Raw genomic sequence first — 23511 nt, forward strand, 5'->3', positions numbered from 1 at the left:
CCCATCAGCGGGAGCGTTATGCGGAGCGGTGGTTGATCAGCGATGCACAACGAGCGTGCCCTCGTGCACAGAGCATCGGGTGCTCCCCGCAGCGAAATCAAGGAGGAGGCCGCAGGCCGGGGGACATTCGCGGAGGGGAGTACCCGGTGATCTGTGCACACGCCCCGAACAGCATCGCCCCGAACGCTCCCAAAAACATCCATCGCTTAGTTGTGTTCAGAAAACAAGGAGACCTCTCATGAAATTCCGCCGCACCCTGCTCGGCCTTGCCGCCGCAGCAACCGCCCTGTGCATGTTCTCGACCGGCGCCATGGCGCAGGCCGCCTACAAGCCCGAGTACAAGATGTCCCTGGTGCTCGGCCCGCCCACCCCCTGGGGCCAGGCCGGAAAGATCTGGGCCGACCTCGTCAAGGAGCGCACCCAGGGCCGCATCAACATCAAGCTGTACCCCGGCGTGTCCCTCATCCAGGGCGACCAGACCCGCGAATTCAGCGCGCTGCGCCAGGGCGTGATCGACATGGCCGTCGGCTCGACCATCAACTGGTCGCCGCAGGTCAAGCAGCTCAACCTTTTTTCCATGCCCTTCCTGATGCCCGACTACGCGGCCATCGACGCGCTCACCCAGGGCGAGGTCGGCAAGGACATGTTCAAGACCCTCGACAAGGCCGGCGTCGTGCCGCTCGCCTGGGGCGAGAACGGCTACCGCGAGATCACCAACTCGAAGAAGCCGATCAAGTCGCCCGCCGACCTCAAGGGCATGAAGATCCGCGTCGTCGGCTCGCCGATCTACTCCGACATGTTCACCGCGCTCGGCGCCAACCCCACGCAGATGAGCTGGGCCGATGCGCAGCCCGCGCTCGCCAGCGGCGCCGTCGACGGCCAGGAGAACCCGCTCTTCCTGTTCACCGTGCTCAAGATGCACACCGTGGGCCAGAAGTTCGTGACCACCTGGGGCTACGTGGCCGATCCGCTGGTGTTCGTGGTCAACAAGGAAATCTGGGCCTCGTGGACGCCGGCCGACCAGGCCATCGTGCGCCAGGCCGCCGTCGATGCCGGCAAGCAGGAAATCGCGCTCGCGCGCAAGGGCCTGGTGGAAGCCGACAAGCCGGTGCTCAAGGACATTGCCGCCATGGGCGTCACCGTGACCCAGCTCACGCCCGACGAGCGCGAAGCCTTCGTGAAGGCCACGCGGCCGGTGTACGACAAGTGGAAGTCGACCGTGGGCGCGGACCTCGTGGCCAAGGCCGAGAAGGCCATCGCGGCGCGCCAGAAGTAAAGCCCGCGTTCCTGCGGATCGGGGTGGCGGCCGCGACAATGCGGCCATGCACCACACCCTGATCATCGATACGGACCCCGGCGCGGACGACGTGATCGCGCTGCTGTTCGCCCTGGCGGCACCCGAATCGCTGGTGGTCCGGGCGCTGACCACGGTGGCCGGCAACGTGCCGCTGGCCAAGACCTCGCGCAATGCGCGCCTCGCCTGCGAATGGGCCGGGCGGCCCGACATTCCGGTGTATGCGGGCGCCGAACGGCCGCTGCTGCGCACGCCGATCTACGCGGCCAACATCCATGGCCGCGAAGGCATCACCGGCGTGAAGGTGCACGAGCCCGCCGCGCCGCTGGCCGAAGGCCATGCGGTCGACTACCTGATCCGCACGCTGCGCGCCGCGCCCGAAAAAAGCGTGACGCTCGCAATGCTCGGCCCGCAGACCAACCTGGCGCTCGCCCTCGAACAGGCGCCCGACATCGTGCGCGGCCTGCGCGAACTGGTGCTCATGGCCGGCGCGCACTTCAATGGCGGCAACATCACGCCCACGGCGGAGTTCAACGTGTTCGCGGATCCGCATGCGGCCGAGGCCGTGCTGAAGTGCGGCGTGCCGATCACCATGCTGCCGCTCGACGTGACGCACAAGATCCTCACGAGCGACGAGCGCATCGCGCGGCTGCGCGGCCTGGGCAACCGGGCCGGCGCGATTGTCGCCGACATCCTCGACGCCTATGCGCCGCAGGAGATGCAGCACTACGGCATGCCCGGCGGGCCGGTGCATGACGCGACCGTCACGGCCTACCTGCTGCAGCCCTCGCTCTTCCGGGGCAGGCGCATCCACGTCGAGGTCGACAGCCGCGAAGGCATGGGCTTCGGCCAGACCGCGGCCGACTGGCACGGCAGCCTGCACCGCCCACCCAACGCGAACTGGATCGCCGACGGCGATGCGCAGGGCTTCTTCGACCTGCTGACGGAGCACATCGCGCGGCTGCCGTAGGCAAAAAAAAGCCACGCTGCAAAACAGCGTGGCTCTTGTCCTTGCGACGCAGCGGATCAGTGCTGGAGGATCTTGTTCAGGAAGTCCTTGGTGCGCGGCTGGCGGTTTTCCGGGTGGCTGAAGAACTCGTCCTTCGGGCAGTCTTCCAGGATCTTGCCGCCCACGTCGATGAAGATCACGCGGCTCGCCACCTTGCGCGCAAAGGCCATTTCGTGCGTGACCACCATCATGGTCATGCCGTCCTTGGCCAGGCTCACCATCACGTCGAGCACTTCGCCGACCATTTCGGGGTCGAGCGCCGAGGTGGGCTCGTCGAACAGCATCACGATCGGGTCCATGCTGAGCGCGCGGGCAATGGCCACGCGCTGCTGCTGGCCGCCCGAGAGCTGGCCCGGGAACTTGTCCTTGTGCGCCATCAGGCCCACGCGGTCGAGCATCTTGAGGCCGCGGGTCTTGGCCTCGTCGGGGCTGCGGCCCAGCACCTTGATCTGCGCGATCGTGAGGTTCTCGGTGACCGACAGGTGCGGGAACAGCTCGAAGTGCTGGAACACCATGCCGACCTTGGAGCGCAGCTTGGGCAGGTTGGTCTTGGGGTCGTGCAGCGGAATGCCGTTGACGGTGATCTCGCCCTTCTGGAAGGGCTCGAGCGCGTTCACGGTCTTGATGAGGGTGGACTTGCCCGAGCCCGAGGGCCCGCACACCACCACCACGTCGCCCTTGGAGATGCTCACCGAACAATCGTTGAGCACCTGCACCGGGCCATACCACTTCGAGACGTTCTTGATTTCAATCATTTTTTCGGACATTTCTTTCTCCGGTTCAGCCACTCGGCTAGCGAATGATGGCGATCTTCTTGTGGAGGCGCTTGACGAGCCACGACAAGGCATAGCACATGATGAAGTAAACCACGGCTGCGAGCAGGTAGGCCTCGATCGGGCGGCCGAAGTTCTTGCCCGCGGTCTCGAAGCCCTTGAGCATGTCGTAGGCGCCGATGGCGTAGACCAGCGAGGTGTCCTGGAACAGGATGATGGTCTGCGTGAGCAGCACCGGCAACATGTTGCGGAAGGCCTGCGGCAGCACCACGAGGCGCATGTTCTGGCCGTACGTCATGCCGACCGCCTGGCCCGCATTCACCTGGCCGCGCGGAATCGACTGGATGCCCGCGCGCATGATCTCGCTGAAGTAGGCCGCCTCGAACGCGATGAAGGTGATCACGGCCGAGATTTCCGAGCGGTAGTTCGAGCCGATGGAGCCGAAGGCCGCATAGAACGAGGCCGGCACCAGGAGGAAGAACCACAGGATCACCATCACCAGCGGAATGCTGCGCATGCCGTTGACGTAGATGGCGGCCGGCGCGTCGAGCCACTTCTTGCCCGACAGCCGCATCAGCGCCAGCACGGTGCCGAAGAGCACGCCGCCAATGGTGGCGACGATCGTCAGCATGATGCTGAAGTAGAAGCCCTTGACGACGAAGTTGCTGATGACGTCCCAGTTGTAGAACGACAGGTCGAGGTTCATCATGTCAGTGCCCCCCGCCGCCGCTGGCCGAGACGATGAAGCCCGGCACGCGCGTCTTCTTCTCGATGAAGGCCATGATGCGGTTGATCGCAAAGGCCGAGATCACGTAGAGCCCCGTCACCGCCAGGTACACCTCGATGCCGCGCGAGGTTTCTTCCTGCGCCTGCATCGCGAACATCGTGAGCTCGGTCACCGACACGGCAAACGCCACCGACGAGTTCTTGAAGATGTTCATCGTTTCGCTCGTGAGCGGCGGAATGATGATGCGGTAGGCCATCGGCAGGATGACGTAGCGGTAGTACTGCGGCGTGGTGAAGCCCACCGCCATGCCCGCGTAGCGCTGGCCCTTGGGCAGCGCCTGGATGCCCGAGCGCACCTGCTCGGCAATCCGCGCCGAGGTGAAGAAGCCCAGCGCCAGCACCACCAGCACGAAGCTCGGCACGCCCTTCATGACCGGCACCAGCGCCGGAATCACGTGGTACCAGAGGAAGATCTGCACCAGGAGCGGAATGTTGCGGAACAGCTCGACCCAGGCATTGCCCAGGCGTATGAGCCACGGGCTGTTGGGCAGGGTGCGGATGATGCCGACCAGCGAACCCAGCACCAGCGCAACGACGAGCGCCAGCAGGGCCACGGACACGGTCCAGCCCCATGCGGACAGCATCCACTGCCAATAGGTCGGGTACTTCCCGCCCGGGTCTTGCAAGAAGACCTGCCAATCCCAGTTTGATCCCATCGGGGACTCTCCTTCTTTCAGATTTCCAGACTGCTAGCTTGCAGAGGCCGTGCCCGCGCGCCGCATTTGCGAAAACAAACGCCCGCCGGGGGCGGCGGGCGTTGCGCGGATGGCCTTGCCGTGTTTACTTCTTGGCCGCGTAGTCTTCCATCGGCTTGTCGTTCGGGTTGGCCCAGGCGGCCTTCGTGGCGTCGGACAGCGGCAGGTTCACCGTGACGTTGGCCGGCGGGATCGGCTTCAGGAACCACTTGTCCCAGAGCTTGGCGAGGTCGCCGTTCTTGATCTGTGCCTTGATGCTGTCGTCCACCACCTTCTTGAAGGCCGGGTCGTCCTTGCGGATCATGATGGCGATGGGCTCGACGCTGAGCACTTCGCCGACGATCTTGAAGTCGGCGGGCGACTTCGACTTGGCGATGTTCGAGGCCAGGATGGAGCCGTCCATCACGAAGGCGTCGGCGCGGCCCGATTCGAGCAGCAGGAAGCTGTCGGAGTGGTCCTTGCCGTAGAGTTCCTTGAAGTCGATGCCGCCGGCGCGCTCGTTCTTGCGCAGGGTCTGCACCGAGGTGGTGCCGGTGGTGGTGGCCACGGTCTTGCCGTTGAGGTCCTTGATGCTGTTGATGCCCGAGTTGGCCTTGACCGCGATGCGCACTTCTTCCACGTAGGTGGTCACGGCAAAGGAAACGTCCTTCTGGCGCGTGGCGTTGTTGGTGGTGGAGCCGCACTCCAGGTCGACGGTGCCGTTCTGCACCAGGGGCACGCGGTTTTGCGAGGTGACGGGCTGGTACTTGGTTTCCAGCTTGGCAAGGCCCAGGTGCTTCTGGATGTCCTTGATGATGTTGGCGCAGATGTCGTAGTGGAAGCCGGTGTACTGGCCGTTGCCCAGCGTGTACGACAGGCCGGAAGATTCCCGCACGCCTTCGGTGATGCTGCCCGAGGCCTTGATCTTGGCCAGGGTGTCATTGGCTTGGGCAAAAGCGCTGCCGGCAGCCAGGGCTGCAATTGCCAATGCCAATACTTGCTTGTTCATACGGAAAACTCCTGAGGTGACTGGAAGATACAGATACAACGAAATTCTAGACATTCACGTGATGGGGAATACCCGGACCAACCCGGTGCATTCTCGGCGGTGCCGCACCGGCCGCGCGCATCGAAGCGCCGCCTTGGTGCAGGTGGACCCATTGGCATTGTCCGACTTTCACTAAGCAGCCTTTGTGCCCGAGGGCTCGGCAGCCGGCGGCACCGGCGCGGACAGGCGCACCGGCTGGGTCAGGTTCTCGGGCACGAGCAGCGCCTCCATCTCGGCGCGCGTCATGATGCCGAGCGATTCGGCCACCAGGTCGATCGGCCCGCCGGTGGCCAGCGCAGTCTTGGCGATCAGCGCCGCCTTCTCGTAGCCGATCAGCGGATTCAGCGCGGTGACCAGCGTGACCGATTCGCGCACCCGCTTGGCCAGGAACTCCCGGTTCGCCTCGATGCCTTCGACGCAGTTGAGCTGCAGCGTGTTGCAAGCATTGCTCAGGTGCTTGATGCTCTTGAACAGGCTCCATCCCATGATCGGCTCGAAGGCGTTGAGCTGCAGCTGGCCGGCCTCGGACGCCATGGTCACGGTGATGTCGTTGCCGATGACCTCGAAGGCCACCTGGTTCATCACTTCCGGGATCACCGGGTTCACCTTGCCCGGCATGATCGACGAGCCGGCCTGGCGCGCCGGCAGCCGGATCTCGCCGAAGCCCGCCTGCGGGCCGCTGGAGAGCAGGCGCAGGTCGTTGCAGGTCTTGCTGAGCTTGGTGGCCACGCGCTTGAGCACGCCCGACAGCTGCACGAAGGCGCCGGTGTCCTGCGTGGCCTCGATCAGGTTGGCCGACTGCTTGAGCGGCACGCCGGTCTGCTCGGCCAGGTACTGGCAGGCCAGGTTGGCATAGCCGTGCGGCGCGTTGATGCCGGTGCCGATGGCAGTGGCGCCCAGGTTGATTTCCTCGATGAGCGCGCGCGCCTCGCCCAGGCGGGCCTCGTCCTCGCCGATCATGACGGCGTAGGTCAGGAACTCCTGGCCCAGCGTCATGGGCACGGCGTCCTGCAGCTGGGTGCGGCCGATCTTCAGGATGTCCTTGAACTCGAGCGCCTTGGCCTCGAAGCTCTTGCGCAGCGCGGCCATGGATTCGAGCAGCCGGCCGATGGCAAACCACAGCGCCAGCCGCACCGCCGTCGGATAGACGTCGTTGGTGCTTTGCGAGGCGTTGACGTGGTCGTTGGGATGCAGCACGTCGTAGCGGCCCTTTTCGTGGCCGAGCTTCTCGAGCGCGAGGTTGCAGATCACCTCGTTGGCGTTCATGTTGGTGGAGGTGCCGGCGCCGCCCTGGATCACGTCGACCACGAATTCATCGAGCAATTTGCCTTCGATCAGGTCCTCGCAGGCCAGGATGATGGCGGCCGCGCGGTCGCGGTCGATGGCGCCGAGATCGGCATTGGCGCGGGTGGCGGCCTTTTTCACGAAGGCCAGCGCGCGCACCAGGTCGGGCATGGCCGACACGCGGGTGCCGGAGATGGCGAAGTTCTCGACCGCGCGCGCCGTGTGCACGCCCCAGTAGGCAAAGGCAGGAATCTGCTTTTCGCCGAGAAAGTCGTGTTCGGTCCTGAAATTCGGGCTCATACAGGTTCCTCGGCTAAAAAAAAGCACGCGGATGGCGCGTGCCCTGAAGATTGCTGTGTGACAGCGGCAAAAAACTGCCGCGACTGTAGTGGCCGCGGAGCTGCGGCGCCAATGCCGTTTGCGGGGAGGCTTATGCGCGGCATTTATAGATTGTGCAGCGCACAAATTCCGCGCGTCGATCGATCGGATGGCGGTCAGCGGCCCGGCGGCTGGGCACCGACCAGGTACGACCACAGCGCATCGGCCGTGCGCTTGGGCTGCAGGCCTTCGGACACCGGCCCCTTCGCCGCGCGGCCGCTGCCGGCCTTCACCGGCGCCGGCGCGCTCGGCCGCTCGCGGTAGGCGCGGATCTCCATCGTCGCCTCCAGGCTGTCGATCTCGGGCGGCAGCGCGCTCACGAGCTTGCGCGCCTTGATCTCCTTGCGCACCGCGCTCTGCGGCAAAAAGGCGATGCCATGGCCTTCGAGCGCCATGACCTTCAGGCCTTCGGCCATATCGGTTTCGTAGACCCGGTCGAGGTGGATGGCGGTGCCCGACTCCTTCAGCAGCTGGTCGACCACGCGCCCCAGGTAGGCGCCGGGCGCGTAGCCCAGGTAGGGCAGCGGCTGGCCCGGCCGGCCGGGCAGCCGGAAGCGCGGCGCGCCGTCGGCGTCAGCCTTGACCCAAGGCGCCACGGTTTCCTCGCCCAGGCTGACCATCTCGTACTTGTTGGCATCCAGCTGCAGCGGCTGGGAAGGATGGTGGTAGGCGATCAGCAGGTCGCAGCTGCCCTCGACCAGGCGCAGCACGGCGTCGTGCACGTTGAGCGCGATCAGCCGGCTCTTGATGGGGCCGAAGTGCTCGCGCAGGCTGGTCACCCAGGAGGGAAAGAAGGTGAAGGCCAGCGTGTGCGGCACCGCGATCTCGATCACGTCCTGCCCGGCGGCCGAGTGGCCGCGCAGCATGGCGCGGGTGCTCTGCAGCGACTGCAGCATCTCGATGGCCTGGCTATAGAGCGTCTGGCCCGCGGGCGTCAGGCGCGTGGGGTAGGAACTGCGGTCCACCAGGTCGGTGCCGGCCCAGCCTTCGAGCGCCTGGATGCGGCGCGAGAACGCGGGCTGGGTCACGTGCCTCAACTGGGCCGAGCGGCTGAAGCTGCGCGTTTCCGCCAAGCTGATGAAGTCTTCGAGCCACTTTGTTTCCATACGCGGCGATTATGCGAGCGCCGCGCCATACTGGGCTCCCCCTCCTTTTCCCGCATTCGCCATGCCTCCAGCCGATCTGCTCGACCTCTGCGCCACCGAACTCTCGCGCCGCATCGCGGCCCGCAGCGTGTCCTGCCATGAGCTGATGCAGGCCTCGCTGGCCCGCATCGAGGCGCTCAACCCGCGCTTCAACGCGATCGTCTCGCTGCGCGAACCCGGTGTGCTGCTGGCCGAAGCCCGCGAGCGCGATGCCGAACTGGCGCGCGGCGAGCGGCGCGGCTGGATGCATGGCTTTCCCTTGGCGGTGAAGGACCTGAGCCACGCGGCGGGGCTGCCGACCTCCATGGGCTCGCCGCTGCCACCGCGCTCGCCGGCGCGCATCGACAGCCTGCACGTCGCGCGCATGCGCGCAGCCGGCGCCATCGTGATCGGCAAGACCAACACGCCCGAATTCGGCCTGGGCTCGCACACCTACAACACGGTGTTCGGCATCACGCGCAACGCCTATGCGCCGGAGCGCAGCGCCGGCGGCAGCAGCGGCGGCGCGGCCGTGGCGCTGGCCCTGGGCATGCTGCCGGTGGCCGACGGCAGCGACATGATGGGCTCGCTGCGCAACCCGGCCGCCTTCAACAACGTGATCGGCATGCGGCCCTCGCGCGGACGCGTGCCCGGCGACCCCGAGCAGGAACTCTTCTTCCAGCAGCTGGGCACCGAAGGCCCGATGGGCCGCACGGTGGAAGACACCGCGCGGCTGCTCGCGGTGCAGGCGGGCTTCGACGGGCGCGTGCCGCTGTCGTCGCCGCAGGCGCTGCCCTCGGCCGATGCCATCGCGCTCGACGGCGACGGAAAAGGCCTGCGTATCGGCTGGCTCGGCAGCCTCTGGCCCGAACTGCCGCTCGCGCCCGGCATCCGCGAACTCGGGGAGCAGGCGCTCGGCACCTTCCGCGCCATCGGCTGCGAGGTCGAGCCCTGCACGCTCGACGTGCCGCGCGAGCACAACTGGAGCGCCTGGCTGCGGCTGCGCCAGCTGCTGGTGGGCGGCAAGCTCGGCGCGTATCTCAGCGACCCCCAGCTGTTCGCGCAGCTCAAGCCGGAAGCGCAGTGGGAAATCGAGCAGAGCCGGCACCTCGATGCGGCCTCGCTCTACCAGGCTTCGCTCTACCGCTCGAACGTGTACCGCGCGTTCTTCAGGCTGTTCGAGCGCTTCGATTTCGTGCTGGCGCCGACGGCGCAGGTGTTCCCCTTCGAGGCCGAGCTGCACTGGCCCGCCGAAGTGGCCGGCGTGCCGAGCGACACCTACCACCGCTGGATGGAGATCGTGACGCCGTTCACGCTGGCGGGCTTGCCCACGCTCAATGTGCGCGCAGGTTTCGGCGAAGGCGGCCTGCCGATGGGCCTGCAGCTGGCCGGGCCGATCCATGCGGACCTGGACGTGCTGCGGCTCGGGCATGCCTATGACCAGGCCTGCGGCTGGGGCGCTCATCGCCCCCCGGTATTGGCTTGACTTTTCTCCCTCCGCTCCCGGGGGAGGGCAGGGGTGGGGGCAAGCGGCGCATCCATCGAGCGCCCTGCCCGCCCCCATCCCAGCCTTCCCCCGGCGGGGGAAGGAGCAAGAAGACTTCAGACCGGCGTCAACACGCCGCGCCCCGCGAAGTGCCCTTCGGCATTCGCAAGAAAATGGTCGACCGACTTCTGCGTGGCCTCGGGCGACCAGCCCGCCATGTGCGGCGTCAGCAGCACGTTGTCCAGGCCGACGAGCGGTTCGGGCCGCTTCGGCTCGCTTTCGTACACATCGAGGCCGGCCCCGGCAATGCGGTGCTCGCGCAGCGCCGCCGCCAGCGCCTCGGTATCGACCACGCTGCCGCGCCCGATGCTGACCAGGTAGCCCTGCGGCCCGAGCGCATCGAGCACCTCGGCATTCACGAGATGGCGCGTGGCCGGCCCGCCCGGCGCGGCCAGCACCAGGAAATCGGCCCAGGCCGCGAGCGACTTCAGGTCGCCGAAGTAGCGGTGCACCGCACCTTCGCGCGGCTTGCGGTTGTGATAGCCGATCTCCATGTCGAAGGCGGCCGCGCGCTTCGCGATCTTCTGGCCGATGGTGCCGAGCCCCAGGATGCCGAGCTTCTTGCCCGACACGTTCGGCGGCTGCGGAATGGCTTCGCGCCACACGCCTTCGCGGCACAGCCGGTCGAGCTTGCGGAACTCGCGCACGATGCCGATCAAGAGGCCGAAGGCATGGTCGGCCACGCAGTCGTCGTTGGTGCCGGCGCCATTGGCGGTGGCAATGCCGCGCGCACGCGTCACTTCGAGCGGCACGCCTTCGTAGCCCGCGCCCAGGCAGCAGATCAGCTCGAGCGCCGGCATGGCCGCAATTTCTTCGGGCGTGATGCCGATCACGCCGATGGTCAGCACCGCGCGGAATTTCTTGCCGTGCTCGGCAATCGCGGCGGCGCGCGCGGCGGGGTCGAAGGCATAGGTCATGTCATAGACCTCGGCAATCTGGGCCTGGTGGGCGCTCGAAAGGCTGTTGAGCACCAGCAGGGGAATCTTGGTCGACACGTCTGAACTCCTGGATCGATGTAAAAAAGAATGATCGGGCTACATCAGCGGCGTGGCTTCGCTCTTTTGCAAAGCCCACATCTGCGCATAACGGCCCTGCTTCGCAAGCAGCTCGGCATGCGTGCCGCGTTCGACGATCACGCCCGCCTCGAGCACCAAGATCTCGTGCGCATCGACCACCGTCGAGAGGCGGTGCGCGATCACCAGCGTGGTCTTGTCCTGCGCGGCGCTCCTGAGCTCCGACTGGATGGCGCGCTCGTTGGCCGAATCGAGCGCCGAGGTGGCCTCGTCGAAGATCACGATCGGCGGGTTCTTCAGCAGCGTGCGCGCAATGGCCACGCGCTGCTTTTCCCCGCCCGACAGCTTGAGGCCGCGCTCGCCCACGGTGGTTTCATAGCCCCTGGGCGTGGCGGCGATGAAGTCGTGGATGCGCGCGGCGCGGGCCGCGCCTTCCACCTCTTCGCGCGTGGCGCCGGGGCGGCCGTAGGCGATGTTGTATTCGACCGTGTCGTTGAACAGCACCGTGTCCTGCGGCACGATGCCGATCGCGCGGCGCACGCTGGACTGCTGCACTTCGCGGATGTCCTGCCCGCCGATGGTGATGCGGCCCTGCTGCACGTCGTAGAAGCGGTAGAGCAGCCGCGCGAGCGTCGACTTGCCCGAGCCCGAAGGGCCGACCACGGCCACGGTCTTGCCGGCCGGGATCTCGAAGCTCACGTGCTTGAGGATCGGCCGGTCGGGCTCGTAGGCGAAGCTCACGTCCTCGAAGCGGATGGTGGAGTCGACGCCGCCGCCCTCACCCCTGCCCTCTCCCCGAGGGAGAGGGAGCAAAGACAGCGGCTGCGCGCCCGGCGCGTCGCGCACTTCGCGCTCCTTTTCCATCAGCACGAACATCTTGTCCAGGTCGGTCAGGCTCTGCTTGATCTCGCGGTAGATCACGCCCAGGAAGTTGAGCGGAATGTAGAGCTGGATCATGAAGGCGTTGACCATCACGAGGTCGCCCAGCGTCATGCGCCCTTCGACCACGCCCGAGGTGGCGCGCCAGAGCATCAGCACCAGGCTGGTCGCGATGATCAGCTGCTGGCCGGTGTTGAGCATGCTCAGCGTGCGCTGGCTCTTGATGGCGGCCTTGCGGTAGCGGTCCAGGCTGGCGTCGTAGCGCCTGGCCTCGAACTCCTCGTTGTTGAAGTACTTGACGGTTTCGTAGTTCAGGAGCGAATCGACCGCGCGGCTCTGGGCCATGGAGTCGAGCTCGTTCATGGTCTTGCGGAACTGGGTGCGCCACTCGGTCACGGTGACCGTGAAGGTGATGTAGAGCACCAGCGCCGCGCCCGTGATCCAGACGAACAGCGAATCGAACTTCACGCCCAGGATGGTGAGCACCAGCGCCAGCTCGATGATGGTGGGCACGATGCTGTAGAGCGACATCGAGATGAGCGAATGCACGCCGCGCGTGCCGCGCTCGATGTCGCGCGTCATGCCGCCGGTCTGGCGCTCCAGGTGGAAGCGCAGGCTCAGCGAATGCAGGTGGCCGAACACCTCCAGCGCGATCTGCCGCGCCGTGCCCTCGGTGGCCTTGGCGAAGATCAGCTCGCGCAGCTCGCCGAAGAGCGCGGTCGAAAAGCGCAGCAGCCCGTAGGCCAGCAGGAGCCCGATGGGCACGATCAGCAGCGCCTGCGCCATGTCCGGCCTGGGCGTCATCGTGTCGATCAGGTTCTTGAGCAGCACCGGCACGCCCACGTTGGCCACCTTGGCGCCCACCATGAAGCCGAGCGCGGCGATCACCCGCCACTTGTACTGCCAGAGATAGGGGAAAAGGCGGCGCAGCGTCGCCCAGTCGGAGCGGTCGCTGCGCGCCGGCGCATGGCCGGTGGCGCTGTGGGGGGGAGGAGGTAGGGCTTCGCCGCTGCGGCGCATGAGGGACAATCGTGGTTGCTTAGTTTGTCCAGATTGTGCCCATGTCCGATATTTCCAGCACCGCCGCCGCCGCGACCCTCAAGAGCCTGCCCACCGACATGGAGCTGGTGCTCAAGGTCATTCCGATGCCCGCGGACTGCAACGCCAACGGCGACATCTTCGGCGGCTGGGTCATGGCGCAGTGCGACCTGGCCGGCTCGGTCATTCCGGCGCGCTACGCCAAGGGCCGCCAGGCCACGGTGGCGGTCAACGAATTCATCTTCAAGCAGCCGGTGCGGCTGGGCGACATCCTCTCGTTCTATTCGAAGCTGGTGCGCATCGGCCGCACCTCGGTCACGGTCACGGTCGAGGTCTTTGCCGAGCGCTTCCGCGCCCAGGGCGAATACATCAAGGTGACGCAGGCCACCTTCACCTACGTGGCCATCGACGACAACGGCCGGCCGCGGCCGATCGAGCAGCAACCCTGAGTGCGCTCACAGCGCCGGCTCGCGCACCCGTTCGAAGCGTTCGAACTCGCGGTTGATCCAGCGCCCGTCGAGCCGCTCGGTGCGGCGGATGTAGACGGCCTGCACGATGTCGCGCGTGTGGGCGTCGATCTCGATCGGGCCGCGCGGGCTCTCGAGCCGCAGGCCCCGGAAGGCGTCCACCAGCTGCTCTGCGCCTGCGCTGCCGCGCATGGCCGGCGCGCTCATCGCGGCGTCGGCCGCCGCGAGCGCATCGTGCGCCGCCACCGCGAAATAGCCGGGCCGCAGGTGGCTGCCGTACTCGGTCTCGAAGGCGGCCGTGAAGCGGCGGTTGGCCGCCGACTCGTGGGCAAACGAATAGTGGTGGCTGGTCACGAGGCCCTCGGCCAGCTCGCCGATGCCTTCGAGGTAGTGGTCGTCGGTGGCGTCGCCGGTCGCGAGCAGGCGGATGCCGGTGTCGGCCATGCCGCGGTCGCGCCAGAACTTGAGGAAGGTGGCGGGCATCTGGCCCGAAGGCAGGAAGAAGAACACCGCCTGCGGCCTGAGCTCGCGCAGCCGCAGCATGTAGGCCGAATAGTCCAGGGTGTTGAGCGGCACGCGCAGCATCGCGCCGATGCGGCCGCCGCCGGCGGTGACGGCCGAGACGAAGGCGCTTTCGGCATCGACGCCCGAGGCATAGTCGGCCACCACGGTGCAGACATCGCGCAGCCCCTGCTGGATCGCCCAGCGCGCCAGCGGCATCGTGACCTGCGCGATGGTGAAGGACACGCGCACCGCGAACGGGCAGCGCGCCGTGATGCCCGAGGAAGCCGCATTCATCACCAGCAGCGGCACCTTGGCCTGCGTGGCCACGGCGCCGACGGCGTAGGCGTTGGAGCTGAAGTCCAGCCCCGCGAGCAGGTCGACACGCTCGCTCTCCACCAGGTCCTGCGCATGGCGGCGCGCCTGCTCGGGCACGCTGCCGGGCACGTCGCGGCGCAGCAGTTCGACCGGGCGCCCCGCGATGCGCTGGTTGTGGGCCGCGAGCCAGACCGACATGCCGGCATCGAACTGGCGTCCGCCCGCGGCATAAGGGCCCGACCAGGAACCGATGACGCCGATGCGCAGCGGCCGCACGCGGGCCAGGGCCAGCGAAGGCGCGGCCAGGGTCCCCGCGAGCAGGCCTAAAGTACGCCTGCGCGTGGTGCCGATTGCTACTTTTTCAGTAGCATCATTCGCACGCTGGGTGGGCGTTGCCGACGATCGTGTCTCGAAAATTTGCACGGCAGCAGTGTACGCATGCGCCGTGGGCCGGCAAGCGTGGAAACGCGCTCAGACTTTGGAGAAATCGGGCTTGCGCTTCTCCATGAAGGCGCCGAAAGCCTCGCGCGCGGCGGGTTCGCGCAGCATGCGGCCGAAGCTCGCGCCTTCTTCGTCCATGCGTTCGAGCACGGCCGGCATCTGCGCCTTCTTCAACAGCCGCTTGGTCTCGACCAGCGCGCTCAGCGGCTTGGCCGCGAGCTTGCGGGCCTGCACCTGCGCGATGGCATTGGCTTCGGTCGGCGGCACGATGCGGTTGACCAGGCCCACTTCGAGCGCGGCCTCGGCCATGAAGGGCTCGCCCAGCAGCAGCGCCTCGGCTGCGCGGTGGTAGCCCAGCATCTGCGGCACCAGCAGGCTCGACGCCGCCTCGGGGCACAGGCCCAGGTTCACGAAGGGCATCGAGAACGCCGCGTTGTCGCCCGCGTAGACCAGGTCGCAGTGGAACAGCATCGTGGTGCCGATGCCCACGGCCGGGCCGCAGACCGCCGCCACGATGGGCTTGGGAAAGGCCGCGATGCCGCGCAAAAAGCGGAACACCGGCGAATCCTTGCCGGCCGGCGGCGCGTTGAGGAAGTCGCCGATGTCGTTGCCCGCGCTGAAGATGGTGGGGTCGCCCTGGATCAGCACGCAGCGCACTGCCGCATCGCCCTCGGCCGCGGCCAGTGCGTCGGCGAGTTCGCCGTACATGCTGCCGGTGATGGAGTTCTTCTTGTCGACGCGGTTGAAGGTGAGGGTCATCACACCGGCTTCGGTGTGGACGAGGATGTCGCTCATGGGAATGGTCCTTGGATAAAACGGTTTGTCTGTTTGTTTGCCTGGAGGGTGGCGCAGCGGTCAGGCGTCGAGGGCTTCGCGCACGAAATCGAGGCGGTCCTGGCCCCAGAACATCTGGTCGCCGACGAACATGGTGGGCGCGCCGAACACGCCGCGCGCCACCGCTTCCTGCGTGACGGCCTTCAGGCGGTCCTTCACTTCCTGCGTGCCGGCCAGCGCGAGCAAGGCGGTGGCGTCGAAGCCCGCATTCTGAAGCACGGCGCCGACGGTGGCGGGGTCGTTCATGTTCTTCGGCTCGACCCACATCGCGTGGAAGACGGCACCGACATATGCGCCAAAGCGTGCCGGCTCCCTCATCTGGAGGCCTGTCGCGCCGCGCATCAGCAGCAGCGTGTTGATGGGAAAGTGCGGGTTGTGCACGAAGGGCACGCCGTAGCGTTTGGCAAAGCGCTGCAGGTCGATGGTCATGTACGGCGCCTTGGGCACGACCTCGGCCGGCGACCGGTTGCCGGTGGCCTGGAACACGCCGCCCAGCAGCATGGGCTTCCACACCAGCTCGGCGCCGGTGTCGGCGCAGACGTGCGGCAGCTGCGTGGCGGCGAGGTAGGCGGCGGGGCTGCCGAAGTCGAAATAGAACTCGACTGTTTTTGTCATCGGTGTCTCCTTATGAGGTGCTCTTGTTCAGGGCGTGTGCACAGATCACCGGGTACTCCCCTCCGCAAGGTACCCCGTCGGCGGGAGCGCGCCCTGAACGACATCCAACTCGATGAATCGAAGCGCCCGAAATCATCTCAGAACTTCTCCGACCAAGGCCGCAGATCGAGCTCGTGCGTCCAGGCGTCGCGCGGCTGCGAGTGCAGCATCCAGTAGCTGTCGGCGATGTGCTCGGGGTTCAGGATGCCGTCGCTCTGCTTCAGCGCATAGCGCTCGGGGAAGTTGCTGCGGATGAACTCGGTGTCGATAGCGCCGTCGACCACCACGTGCGCGACGTGAATGCCTTCTGGCCCGAGTTCGCGCGCCATCGACTGGGCCAGCGCGCGCAGCGCCATCTTCGCGCCCGAGAACGCGCCGAAGTTGGCCGCGCCGCGCAGCGACGCCGTGGCGCCCGTGAAGATGATCGTGCCGCGGTGCCCGCTCTTCGGCATCTCGCGCGCCACCATGCGCCTGGCCACCTCGCGCCCGTTCAGAAAGCCCGAGAAGCAGGCCATCTCCCACACCTTGAAATACTTGCGCGCCGTCTCGGCCAGGATGCTCTCGGGCACGTTGGCGCCGATGTTGAACACCATCACCTCGATCGGCCCGATCGTCGATTCGATCTGCTCGACGAGCGCCACCACTTCCTCTTCCTTGCGCGCATCGCACGCAAAGGCATGGGCGCGGCCGCCCGCGGCCTCGATCTGCGCGACCAGCGGCTGCAGCTTGTCGAGGCTGCGGCGCGTGACGCAGGCGGCATAGCCCTCGCGCGCAAAACGGCGGGCAATGGCGCCGCCGGTGGCGTCGCCGGCGCCGACGATGAGTGCGGCCTTGGTGAGTGCCATGGTCACGAGCGCCGCGCCGGGCCGCCCCAAGCAAGCGAGCGCCCCCTCGGGGGGCAGAGAGGACACGAAGTGCCGAACGTGGGGGTCATATTCATTCCTTGTAGTAGACGATCTGGTTCGAGGTGGCGAGCAGCACGCCCTGCTCGCTCCACAGATGCGCCTTCTGGTCGAAGAAGCCGTTGAAGAACTGCTGCCCCACCGCGCGGCCCAGGAGGTAGCCCGTGCCGACCTCGGCCAGCTGCGCCGGGCCGGCATGGAAATACGTGGTGATCGACACCGTGCCGGCCGGCACATGCCTGGCGCGGCGCAGCCAGACGCGCGGATAGAACACGTCGCTCATCGCGGCCAGCGAGGCAAAGTCCAGCGGCCGCGCCTGCGCGTCGCGCAGCCAGAGCCGGCTTTCGCTGTGATGCAGGCTCTCGTCCCACTTCGAAGGAATGCTGCCGCTGAACAGGCGCATCTCGTACTGGTCGAGCCAGGCCACGCCGGACGGGCCGACGCTCAGGCGCTCGACCGTCTCGGGCCTGGGCGCCTCGGGCATCGGCAGGTCGCTCTGGCCCCAGGTCTCGCGGCGCGCGGCCGTCACCACGGTGGCGGTGGTGGTCATGTTCGGCGCACCGCTGGCACCAGGCTGCGTGATCTGCACCGTCCAGTGCTGGGTCGAGCGGTTGGTGCGCACCGCGGTGGCCTGCACGTCGAATGCGCCGGCTTCCAGCGCGGCCGCAAAGTTGACGGTCAGCGCGATCGGCGTGCCCAGCACATCCGGATGCTGCATCACCGACTGCAGCGCAATGGCCGCGGTGGCGCCGCCGAAGGGGCCGACCATGTTCCAGTAGTCCGGGCTCGTGGCGCCGGTGAAGTGGCCCACGCGGATGTCGCTGTGCTGCAGGGCCAGGGCCTTGTCGAAGGGGTGTTGCATGCTCATGATGATTGCAGTGTGCCTCCGGTGGATGGCGTCACGCAGTCGTGTGCGGGACGCCGGCTTGCTGCACTGCGGTAAGCGCGGCCAGCCGGTGCAGCTTGTCGACCGTGCTCGGCCACAGGCTCTGGCTGAACTGTTCGCGGAAGAAGCCGAAGTGCCCGATGCGCCGTGCCTGCACGTCGGCCGGTGCAATGCGCTCCATGGCGCGCGGCGCGCCGGCATAGAAGCTCAACAGGCTTTCGGTGCCGGCGAGCGTCATGAGCTCGTCGTCGGTGATGGACAGCGCGAGCACCGGAAAGCGCACGCGCCCGTAGCTCTGCAGCGCCAGATCGCCCTCGGCGCCCACGCTGTAGCGCGGGTGCAGGCACCAGCGCCGCCACTGCAGGATCACGCCGCGCGGCAGGTCGCCCACTTTCTTCAGCCGGCGGCCCGGAAAGTAGCCGCACAGCCGCGTGGCCAACGGCACGAGCACGAACCAGAAGTAGAGGATGCCGCGCTTGAGCTTCGGCGCGTTCTCACGCCAGTAGCCGCTGCCGGCCGCAATGCTGACGAGGCCGTCGACCTGCCCGGGCCGCTGAAGGAAGCCCGGCAGCTGTGCGCCGAGGCTGTGGCCGAGAAGATAGAGCGGCTGTTCGGGCAGCGCGGCCTTGGCGGCGTCGATCACCGCTTCATAGTCGCGCGCCCAGTCGAACAGGTCGGCCTCGAAGCCACGCAGCGAGGCGCCGTTGCGCGAATCGCCCGAGCCGCGGTAGTCGAAGGTCCACACGCGCAGGCCCTGCTGCGCGAGCCACTGCGCGAAGGGTTCGTAGAACGACTGGCGCACGCCCATCGCGCCGCCGATCACGATGCTGGCGCGCGCTGCGCCGGCGGGCTCGTAGCGGCGAACCGCCAGTTGCACGCCGTTGTCGACCGGGATCTGCTGCGTCTGCATGAAGTTGTCTCCTGCGTTTTCTTGAATCATCGACTGCAACCTTGCCGGCGTAGCGAGCGGGATGAGATGCAAGGCGCGGGTGGCGGGAAACCGGAGCGACCTTCAGGGTCGTGAGGATTTCCCGACGGGCCCCGCAACGCCGCAGATCGCCCGCGCAGTAGCCGCCGCTAGACGCGTTCGAAGATGCCCGCGGCGCCCTGCCCCATCCCCACGCACATCGTGACCATGCCGTACTTCAGGTTCTCGCGCCGCAGCGCATGCACCACCGTGGCCGCGCGGATCGCCCCCGTCGCGCCGAGCGGATGGCCGAGCGCAATGGCGCCGCCCATCGGGTTGACCTTGCTCGGGTCGAGCCCCAGCGTGTTGATCACCGCGAGCGACTGCGCGGCGAAGGCTTCGTTGAGCTCGAACCAGTCGATGTCCTCGCGCTTGAGGCCCGCATAGCGCAGCGCAGCCGGAATGGCCTCGATCGGGCCGATGCCCATGATGTGCGGCGGCACGCCCTTGCTTGCAAAGCTCACGAAGCGCGCGAGCGGCGTGAGGCCGTACTGCTTCACGGCCTTCTCGCTCGCGAGGATCAGCGCGCCCGCGCCGTCGGAAGTCTGCGAGCTGTTGCCGGCCGTGACGGTACCGCGCGCGGCGAACACGGTGCGCAGCTTGGCCAGGCCTTCGAGGCTGGTGTCGGGCCGCGCGCCTTCGTCGAGGTTCACGGTGCGGGTCTTCGCGATCGATTCGCCGGTGGCGAGGTCCGGCGTGCGGTCGGTCACCTCGATCGGCGTGATTTCGTCGGCGAACTTGCCGGCCTTCTGCGCGGCCAGCGCCTTCTGGTGCGAGGCGAGCGCGAATTCGTCCTGCGCCTCGCGGCTCACCTTCCACTGCTGCGCGACCTTCTCGGCCGTGAGGCCCATGCCGTAGGCAATGCCGACATCGCCTTCGCGCTCGAAGATGGAAGGCGACAGCGACGGCGAGTTGCCCATCATCGGCACCATGCTCATGCTCTCGACGCCCGCCGCGATCATCACGTCGGCCTCGCCCACGCGGATGCGGTCCGCCGCCATCTGCACGGCCGACAGGCCCGATGCGCAGAAGCGGTTCACGGTGATGCCGCCGATGCTGGTCGGCAGGCCCGCAAGCACCGCGCCGATGCGCGCGACATTCAGCCCCTGCTGCGATTCGGGAATCGCGCAGCCGCAGATGATGTCCTCGATGGCCTTGGGGTCCAGGCCAGGCACTGCGGCAAGCGCTGCCTTGAGCGTGGTCGCGAGCAGGCCGTCGGGCCGGTAGTTGCGGAAGTAGCCGCGGTGCGACTTGCCGATGGGGGTGCGAGTGGCGGAGACGATGTAGGCGTCTTGGACTTGTTTGCTGCTCATGAAGAAGCTCCTGGATTTTCTTGCTCCTTCCCCCGCCGGGGGAAGGTTGGGATGGGGGCCGGCGGCGTCAATTCGGCAAGCCGGTTGGCAATCGCCTGGCGAACCCCATCAAGATTGGTGAACGGATCGTTCGATGCAAAGCGCAGCACATCGAAACCCTGCGCGCGGAAGAATGCGTCGCGCCGCGCGTCATAGCCTTGCTGCAGCTGATGCTGCGATCCGTCGAGTTCGACGATCAGCTTGGGCGCAAGGCACGCGAAATCAGCGATGTAATTGCCCAGCGGATGCTGGCGCCGAAATTTCACGCCCAGCTGCTCAGCGCGCAGTCCACCCCAGAGCTTTCGCTCCGAATCGGTCATCTCGCGGCGAAGCACCTGCGCGTTTGCGCGAGCGTTGGGCGTGGACTGATTTCGCATCGTGCTTGGTTGGAGGTGGCCCCCATCCCTGCCTTCCCCCGGAGGGGGAAGGAGAAATGCAGGTCAGTTGCGCACCGGCTTCCCCGTGCTCAGCATCCCCATGATCCGCTCCTGCGTCTTCGGGTGCACGATCAGCGAGCAGAACGCCTTGCGTTCCAGCGCCATCAGGTATTCCTCGGTCACGAGCGAGCCTGCGTCCACGTCGCCGCCGGTCACCACGTGCGCGATCAGGCTCGCGATGTGGAAATCGTGCGCGCTGATGAAGCCGCCGTCGCGCATGTTCACGAGCTGGCCCTTGATGGTCGCGGCGCCGCTTCGGCCCGCCACGCGGAAGGTGCGGCGCAGCGGCGCCCGGTAGCCGGCGTCGGCCATGGCCCTGGCCTGCTGCAGCGCCACGTAGAGCAGCTCGTCCTTGTTCGGCACGATCACGTCGCTGTCGAGCAGGTAGCCGAGCTTCTTCGAATCGAGCGCGCCGGTGCCCACCTTGGCCATCGCGGCGGCCGTGAAGCCTTCGGTCAGGAAGGGCAGCAGGTCGGTGCCTGTGGAGGCCGATGCGTTCTCGGCCGCGCGGCGCGCAATGTAGGTCAGGCCGCCCGCGCCGGGGATCAGGCCCACGCCCACTTCGACCAGGCCGACGTAGCTCTCCATCGCCGCCACGCGCTTCGACGAATACACGGCCAGCTCGCAGCCGCCGCCCAGCGCCATGCCGCGCACGGCGGAGACCACCGGCACGCTCGCGTAGCGGATCTTGAGCATCACGTTCTGCAGCTCTTCTTCCGCGCCTTCGACCGCGCCGATGCCCGCGACCACGAAGGCCGGCAGCATCGCCTGCAGGTCGGCGCCGACCGAGAACATCTCGTCGGGCGACCAGATCACCAGGCCCTTGTATTCAGCCTCTGCGAGCTCGACCGCGGCACCCAGCGCTTCAGCCACGTCGGGGCTGATCGCGTGCATCTTCGAATGGATGCTCGCGATGAGCACTTCGCCGTCGAGCGTCCACACGCGCACATCGCCCTCGTCGCTGATCGTCGTGCCCGCGGTGTTGGCATCGGCCGCGTTCGCACCGAGCACGCTTTCGGGGAACAGCTGGCGCTCATGCACCGGCAGCCTGCGCTGCGGCACGAAGGTGTTCTGCGAGGCGCTCCACGAGCCTTCGGTCGTGTGCACGCCGCCGGCCTGCGCGACCGGGCCTTCGAACACCCACTTGGGCAGCGGTGCGCTGCTCAGCGCCTTGCCGGCGTCGATGTCTTCCTGCACCCACTTGGCGACCTGCGCCCAGCCGGCTTCCTGCCACAGCTCGAACGGGCCCTGCTTCATGCCGAAGCCCCAGCGCATCGCAAGGTCGATGTCGCGCGCGCTCTCGGCAATGTCGGCCAGGTGCACCGCGGCGTAGTGGAAGCCGTCGCGCAGGATGGCCCAGAGGAACTGCCCCTGCGGCCCTTCGCTCTCGCGCAGGAGCTTCAGGCGTTCGCCCGCGGGTTTCTTGAGCATGCGGCCGTACACCTCGTCGGCCTTCGCGCCGGCGGGCACGTACTCGCCGCTCTGCAGGTCGAAGCGCAGGATGTCGCGGCCCACCTTCTTGAAGAAGCCGGCCTTGGTCTTCTGGCCGAGGTTGCCGAGTTCGAGCAGCTTGGCGAGCACCGGCGGCGTCGAAAAGTTGGCGTAGAACGGATCGGTCTCGGCGTTCAGGTTGTCCTGCAGCGTCTTCACGACATGGGCCATGGTGTCCAGGCCCACCACGTCGGCCGTGCGGAAGGTGCCCGAGCTCGCGCGGCCGAGCTTCTTGCCCGTGAGATCGTCCACCACGTCGGCCGTGAGGCCGAACTTCTCGACCTCCTTCAGCGTGGCCAGCATGCCGGCGATGCCGACGCGGTTGGCGATGAAGTTGGGCGTGTCGTGCGCGCGCACCACGCCCTTGCCGAGCGTGCTGGTGACGAAGGCCTCGAGGTCGTCGAGCACCTGCGGCTCGGTGGTGGGCGTGTTGATCAGCTCCACCAGGAACATGTAGCGCGGCGGGTTGAAGAAGTGAATGCCGCAGAAACGCGGCTTCAGCGCTTCAGGCAGCGCCTCGCTGAGCTTGGTGATCGACAGACCCGAGGTGTTCGAGGCCAGGATCGAATGCTTGGCGACGTGCGGCGCGATCTTCTTGTACAGGTCGAGCTTCCAGTCCATGCGCTCGGCAATGGCTTCGATGACGAGGTCGCACTCACCGAGCTTGGCGAGGTCGTCTTCGTAGTTGGCCTGCTCGATGAGCACCGCATCGGCCACGTCGCCGAGCGGCGCGGGCTTGAGCTTCTTGAGGTTCTCGATCGCGCGCGAGACGATGCCGTTCTTCGCTGCACCTTGAGCGACAGCTCCGGTCGCGTCTTTTGCAGCCAGATCGAACAGCACCACAGGCACGCGCACATTGACGAGGTGGGCCGCAATCTGCGCGCCCATCACGCCGGCGCCGAGCACGGCGACTTTCTTCACTTGGAATCGGGACATGTTGATTGGTATTTCTTGGATGAGTTGCACGCAGCGTTACTGCACGCGGTTCCAGGTTTGGGTACGCCAGAAAGGCCCAAGGTAGCCACGCACTTCGAGCTTCTTGCCGCCTTCAATCGGCGTGAAGCTCGCGCGGTATTCCTTGCCGTTCTCGGGATCGAGGATCTTTCCGCCTTCCCAGACGTCCTTGCCTTCGGCCTTCTTGCCGCCGCGGATGATGTCGAGCCCGGTGATGGGCTTGCCCTTGCGGTCGTCGCTGCATTCATCGCAGATCGCATCGGGCTTGCCGTCCTTCTTGAGCGACTTCTCGATGCGGCCGATGAGCGCGCCGTTCGCTTCGCCGATGCGGATCTCGGCCTTGGCTTCGCCGGTCTTGTCGTCGACGTTGCGCCACAGGCCCACGGGCGTGTTCTGGGCCATGGCCGTGAAGGATGTGGCGGCAAGAACGATGGCTGCAAGCGTCGATTTCATGAACGGCT

General features: G+C 67.0%; 22 protein-coding genes. 4 read left to right on the top strand and 18 right to left on the bottom strand.

The annotated features are described in order from the left end of the window. The first annotated feature begins 238 nt into the window (after positions 1–238). Together AC1DSC_RS28685 and AC1DSC_RS28690 are read left to right on the top strand one after the other, a co-directional pair. The gene (locus AC1DSC_RS28685; RefSeq protein WP_018903694.1) at positions 239–1276 is read left to right on the top strand and encodes a DctP family TRAP transporter solute-binding subunit; all 1038 of its coding nucleotides are present in this window, start codon (positions 239–241) and stop codon (positions 1274–1276) included. A gap of 46 nt (positions 1277–1322) precedes the next feature. Next, positions 1323–2264: a nucleoside hydrolase gene (locus AC1DSC_RS28690; protein ID WP_018903695.1), complete on the top strand. Its 942-nt coding sequence runs from the start codon at positions 1323–1325 to the stop codon at positions 2262–2264. Positions 2265–2320: 56 nt separating this feature from the next. Here AC1DSC_RS28690 and AC1DSC_RS28695 read toward each other — a convergent pair whose 3' ends face one another. From AC1DSC_RS28695 to AC1DSC_RS28720, 6 genes are all read right to left on the bottom strand, one after another. Beyond that, entirely contained in the window at positions 2321–3058 is a 738-nt protein-coding gene (locus AC1DSC_RS28695) for an amino acid ABC transporter ATP-binding protein (RefSeq protein ID WP_018903696.1), read from the bottom strand. 37 nt (positions 3059–3095) lie between these two features. Next, positions 3096–3785: an amino acid ABC transporter permease gene (locus tag AC1DSC_RS28700; RefSeq protein ID WP_018903697.1), complete on the bottom strand. Its 690-nt coding sequence runs from the start codon at positions 3783–3785 to the stop codon at positions 3096–3098. Position 3786: 1 nt separating this feature from the next. Next, positions 3787–4518 carry an amino acid ABC transporter permease gene (locus tag AC1DSC_RS28705; RefSeq protein ID WP_018903698.1) on the bottom strand — a complete coding sequence of 244 codons (732 nt, stop codon included), beginning with the start codon at positions 4516–4518 and terminating at the stop codon, positions 3787–3789. 124 nt (positions 4519–4642) lie between these two features. After that, positions 4643–5545: an amino acid ABC transporter substrate-binding protein gene (locus AC1DSC_RS28710; RefSeq protein WP_012745981.1), complete on the bottom strand. Its 903-nt coding sequence runs from the start codon at positions 5543–5545 to the stop codon at positions 4643–4645. A 171-nt stretch (positions 5546–5716) separates the two neighbouring features. Then, positions 5717–7168, bottom strand: coding sequence for an aspartate ammonia-lyase (locus AC1DSC_RS28715; protein ID WP_012745980.1), 1452 nt, complete (start codon positions 7166–7168; stop codon positions 5717–5719). Positions 7169–7362: 194 nt separating this feature from the next. Further along, positions 7363–8352 (bottom strand): LysR substrate-binding domain-containing protein, encoded by a 990-nt coding sequence (locus AC1DSC_RS28720; protein ID WP_018903699.1) that lies wholly within the window; start codon positions 8350–8352, stop codon positions 7363–7365. A gap of 61 nt (positions 8353–8413) precedes the next feature. On the opposite strand from AC1DSC_RS28720, the gene AC1DSC_RS28725 reads away from it, so the two are divergent. Beyond that, a complete protein-coding gene (locus AC1DSC_RS28725) occupies positions 8414–9856 on the top strand; it encodes an amidase (protein ID WP_018903700.1) in 1443 nt (480 codons plus the stop codon). 116 nt (positions 9857–9972) lie between these two features. Here AC1DSC_RS28725 and AC1DSC_RS28730 read toward each other — a convergent pair whose 3' ends face one another. Together AC1DSC_RS28730 and AC1DSC_RS28735 are read right to left on the bottom strand one after the other, a co-directional pair. After that, a complete protein-coding gene (locus tag AC1DSC_RS28730; protein WP_018903701.1) occupies positions 9973–10911 on the bottom strand; it encodes a 2-hydroxyacid dehydrogenase in 939 nt (312 codons plus the stop codon). A 39-nt stretch (positions 10912–10950) separates the two neighbouring features. After that, positions 10951–12828 carry an ABCB family ABC transporter ATP-binding protein/permease gene (locus AC1DSC_RS28735; protein WP_018903702.1) on the bottom strand — a complete coding sequence of 626 codons (1878 nt, stop codon included), beginning with the start codon at positions 12826–12828 and terminating at the stop codon, positions 10951–10953. A gap of 41 nt (positions 12829–12869) precedes the next feature. Here AC1DSC_RS28735 and AC1DSC_RS28740 point away from each other — a divergent pair, with 41 nt between their 5' ends. Further along, positions 12870–13295 carry an acyl-CoA thioesterase gene (locus AC1DSC_RS28740; protein WP_012745975.1) on the top strand — a complete coding sequence of 142 codons (426 nt, stop codon included), beginning with the start codon at positions 12870–12872 and terminating at the stop codon, positions 13293–13295. A gap of 6 nt (positions 13296–13301) precedes the next feature. Here AC1DSC_RS28740 and AC1DSC_RS28745 read toward each other — a convergent pair whose 3' ends face one another. From AC1DSC_RS28745 to AC1DSC_RS28790, 10 genes are all read right to left on the bottom strand, one after another. Next, positions 13302–14408: an ABC transporter substrate-binding protein gene (locus AC1DSC_RS28745; protein WP_018903704.1), complete on the bottom strand. Its 1107-nt coding sequence runs from the start codon at positions 14406–14408 to the stop codon at positions 13302–13304. A 195-nt stretch (positions 14409–14603) separates the two neighbouring features. Further along, positions 14604–15368 (bottom strand): enoyl-CoA hydratase, encoded by a 765-nt coding sequence (locus tag AC1DSC_RS28750; RefSeq protein WP_012745973.1) that lies wholly within the window; start codon positions 15366–15368, stop codon positions 14604–14606. Positions 15369–15428: 60 nt separating this feature from the next. Further along, entirely contained in the window at positions 15429–16022 is a 594-nt protein-coding gene (locus AC1DSC_RS28755) for a 2-hydroxychromene-2-carboxylate isomerase (RefSeq protein ID WP_018903705.1), read from the bottom strand. Positions 16023–16159: 137 nt separating this feature from the next. Beyond that, positions 16160–16906: an SDR family oxidoreductase gene (locus AC1DSC_RS28760; RefSeq protein WP_174545055.1), complete on the bottom strand. Its 747-nt coding sequence runs from the start codon at positions 16904–16906 to the stop codon at positions 16160–16162. Positions 16907–16997: 91 nt separating this feature from the next. Continuing rightward, the gene (locus AC1DSC_RS28765) at positions 16998–17831 is read right to left on the bottom strand and encodes an acyl-CoA thioesterase (RefSeq protein ID WP_012745969.1); all 834 of its coding nucleotides are present in this window, start codon (positions 17829–17831) and stop codon (positions 16998–17000) included. A gap of 31 nt (positions 17832–17862) precedes the next feature. Further along, positions 17863–18759, bottom strand: a complete 897-nt coding sequence (locus AC1DSC_RS28770; protein WP_018903707.1) for an alpha/beta hydrolase family protein — start codon at positions 18757–18759, stop codon at positions 17863–17865. Between the two features lie 167 nt (positions 18760–18926). Continuing rightward, positions 18927–20129 carry an acetyl-CoA C-acyltransferase gene (locus tag AC1DSC_RS28775; protein ID WP_018903708.1) on the bottom strand — a complete coding sequence of 401 codons (1203 nt, stop codon included), beginning with the start codon at positions 20127–20129 and terminating at the stop codon, positions 18927–18929. Further along, the gene (locus tag AC1DSC_RS28780; protein ID WP_012745966.1) at positions 20126–20545 is read right to left on the bottom strand and encodes an endonuclease domain-containing protein; all 420 of its coding nucleotides are present in this window, start codon (positions 20543–20545) and stop codon (positions 20126–20128) included. Before AC1DSC_RS28780 ends, AC1DSC_RS28775 begins: the two co-directional genes overlap by 4 nt. A gap of 63 nt (positions 20546–20608) precedes the next feature. Continuing rightward, positions 20609–23032 carry a 3-hydroxyacyl-CoA dehydrogenase/enoyl-CoA hydratase family protein gene (locus tag AC1DSC_RS28785; protein ID WP_018903709.1) on the bottom strand — a complete coding sequence of 808 codons (2424 nt, stop codon included), beginning with the start codon at positions 23030–23032 and terminating at the stop codon, positions 20609–20611. 36 nt (positions 23033–23068) lie between these two features. Continuing rightward, positions 23069–23503: a DUF2147 domain-containing protein gene (locus AC1DSC_RS28790; protein ID WP_018903710.1), complete on the bottom strand. Its 435-nt coding sequence runs from the start codon at positions 23501–23503 to the stop codon at positions 23069–23071. Between the last annotated feature and the right edge of the window lie 8 nt (positions 23504–23511).

Source organism: Variovorax sp. 01N425, assembly GCF_056399465.1.

Coding starts and splice junctions, on each gene's coding strand:
- AC1DSC_RS28790 (WP_018903710.1), bottom strand. CDS start 23,503: ATGAAATCGACGCTTGCAGCCATCGTTCTTGCCGCCACATCCTTCACG.
- AC1DSC_RS28770 (WP_018903707.1), bottom strand. CDS start 18,759: ATGCAGACGCAGCAGATCCCGGTCGACAACGGCGTGCAACTGGCGGTT.
- AC1DSC_RS28775 (WP_018903708.1), bottom strand. CDS start 20,129: ATGAGCAGCAAACAAGTCCAAGACGCCTACATCGTCTCCGCCACTCGC.
- AC1DSC_RS28715 (WP_012745980.1), bottom strand. CDS start 7,168: ATGAGCCCGAATTTCAGGACCGAACACGACTTTCTCGGCGAAAAGCAG.
- AC1DSC_RS28720 (WP_018903699.1), bottom strand. CDS start 8,352: ATGGAAACAAAGTGGCTCGAAGACTTCATCAGCTTGGCGGAAACGCGC.
- AC1DSC_RS28765 (WP_012745969.1), bottom strand. CDS start 17,831: ATGAGCATGCAACACCCCTTCGACAAGGCCCTGGCCCTGCAGCACAGC.
- AC1DSC_RS28690 (WP_018903695.1), top strand. CDS start 1,323: ATGCACCACACCCTGATCATCGATACGGACCCCGGCGCGGACGACGTG.
- AC1DSC_RS28780 (WP_012745966.1), bottom strand. CDS start 20,545: ATGCGAAATCAGTCCACGCCCAACGCTCGCGCAAACGCGCAGGTGCTT.
- AC1DSC_RS28710 (WP_012745981.1), bottom strand. CDS start 5,545: ATGAACAAGCAAGTATTGGCATTGGCAATTGCAGCCCTGGCTGCCGGC.
- AC1DSC_RS28700 (WP_018903697.1), bottom strand. CDS start 3,785: ATGATGAACCTCGACCTGTCGTTCTACAACTGGGACGTCATCAGCAAC.
- AC1DSC_RS28755 (WP_018903705.1), bottom strand. CDS start 16,022: ATGACAAAAACAGTCGAGTTCTATTTCGACTTCGGCAGCCCCGCCGCC.
- AC1DSC_RS28760 (WP_174545055.1), bottom strand. CDS start 16,906: ATGGCACTCACCAAGGCCGCACTCATCGTCGGCGCCGGCGACGCCACC.
- AC1DSC_RS28785 (WP_018903709.1), bottom strand. CDS start 23,032: ATGTCCCGATTCCAAGTGAAGAAAGTCGCCGTGCTCGGCGCCGGCGTG.
- AC1DSC_RS28705 (WP_018903698.1), bottom strand. CDS start 4,518: ATGGGATCAAACTGGGATTGGCAGGTCTTCTTGCAAGACCCGGGCGGG.
- AC1DSC_RS28740 (WP_012745975.1), top strand. CDS start 12,870: ATGTCCGATATTTCCAGCACCGCCGCCGCCGCGACCCTCAAGAGCCTG.
- AC1DSC_RS28695 (WP_018903696.1), bottom strand. CDS start 3,058: ATGATTGAAATCAAGAACGTCTCGAAGTGGTATGGCCCGGTGCAGGTG.
- AC1DSC_RS28735 (WP_018903702.1), bottom strand. CDS start 12,828: ATGCGCCGCAGCGGCGAAGCCCTACCTCCTCCCCCCCACAGCGCCACC.
- AC1DSC_RS28750 (WP_012745973.1), bottom strand. CDS start 15,368: ATGAGCGACATCCTCGTCCACACCGAAGCCGGTGTGATGACCCTCACC.
- AC1DSC_RS28725 (WP_018903700.1), top strand. CDS start 8,414: ATGCCTCCAGCCGATCTGCTCGACCTCTGCGCCACCGAACTCTCGCGC.
- AC1DSC_RS28685 (WP_018903694.1), top strand. CDS start 239: ATGAAATTCCGCCGCACCCTGCTCGGCCTTGCCGCCGCAGCAACCGCC.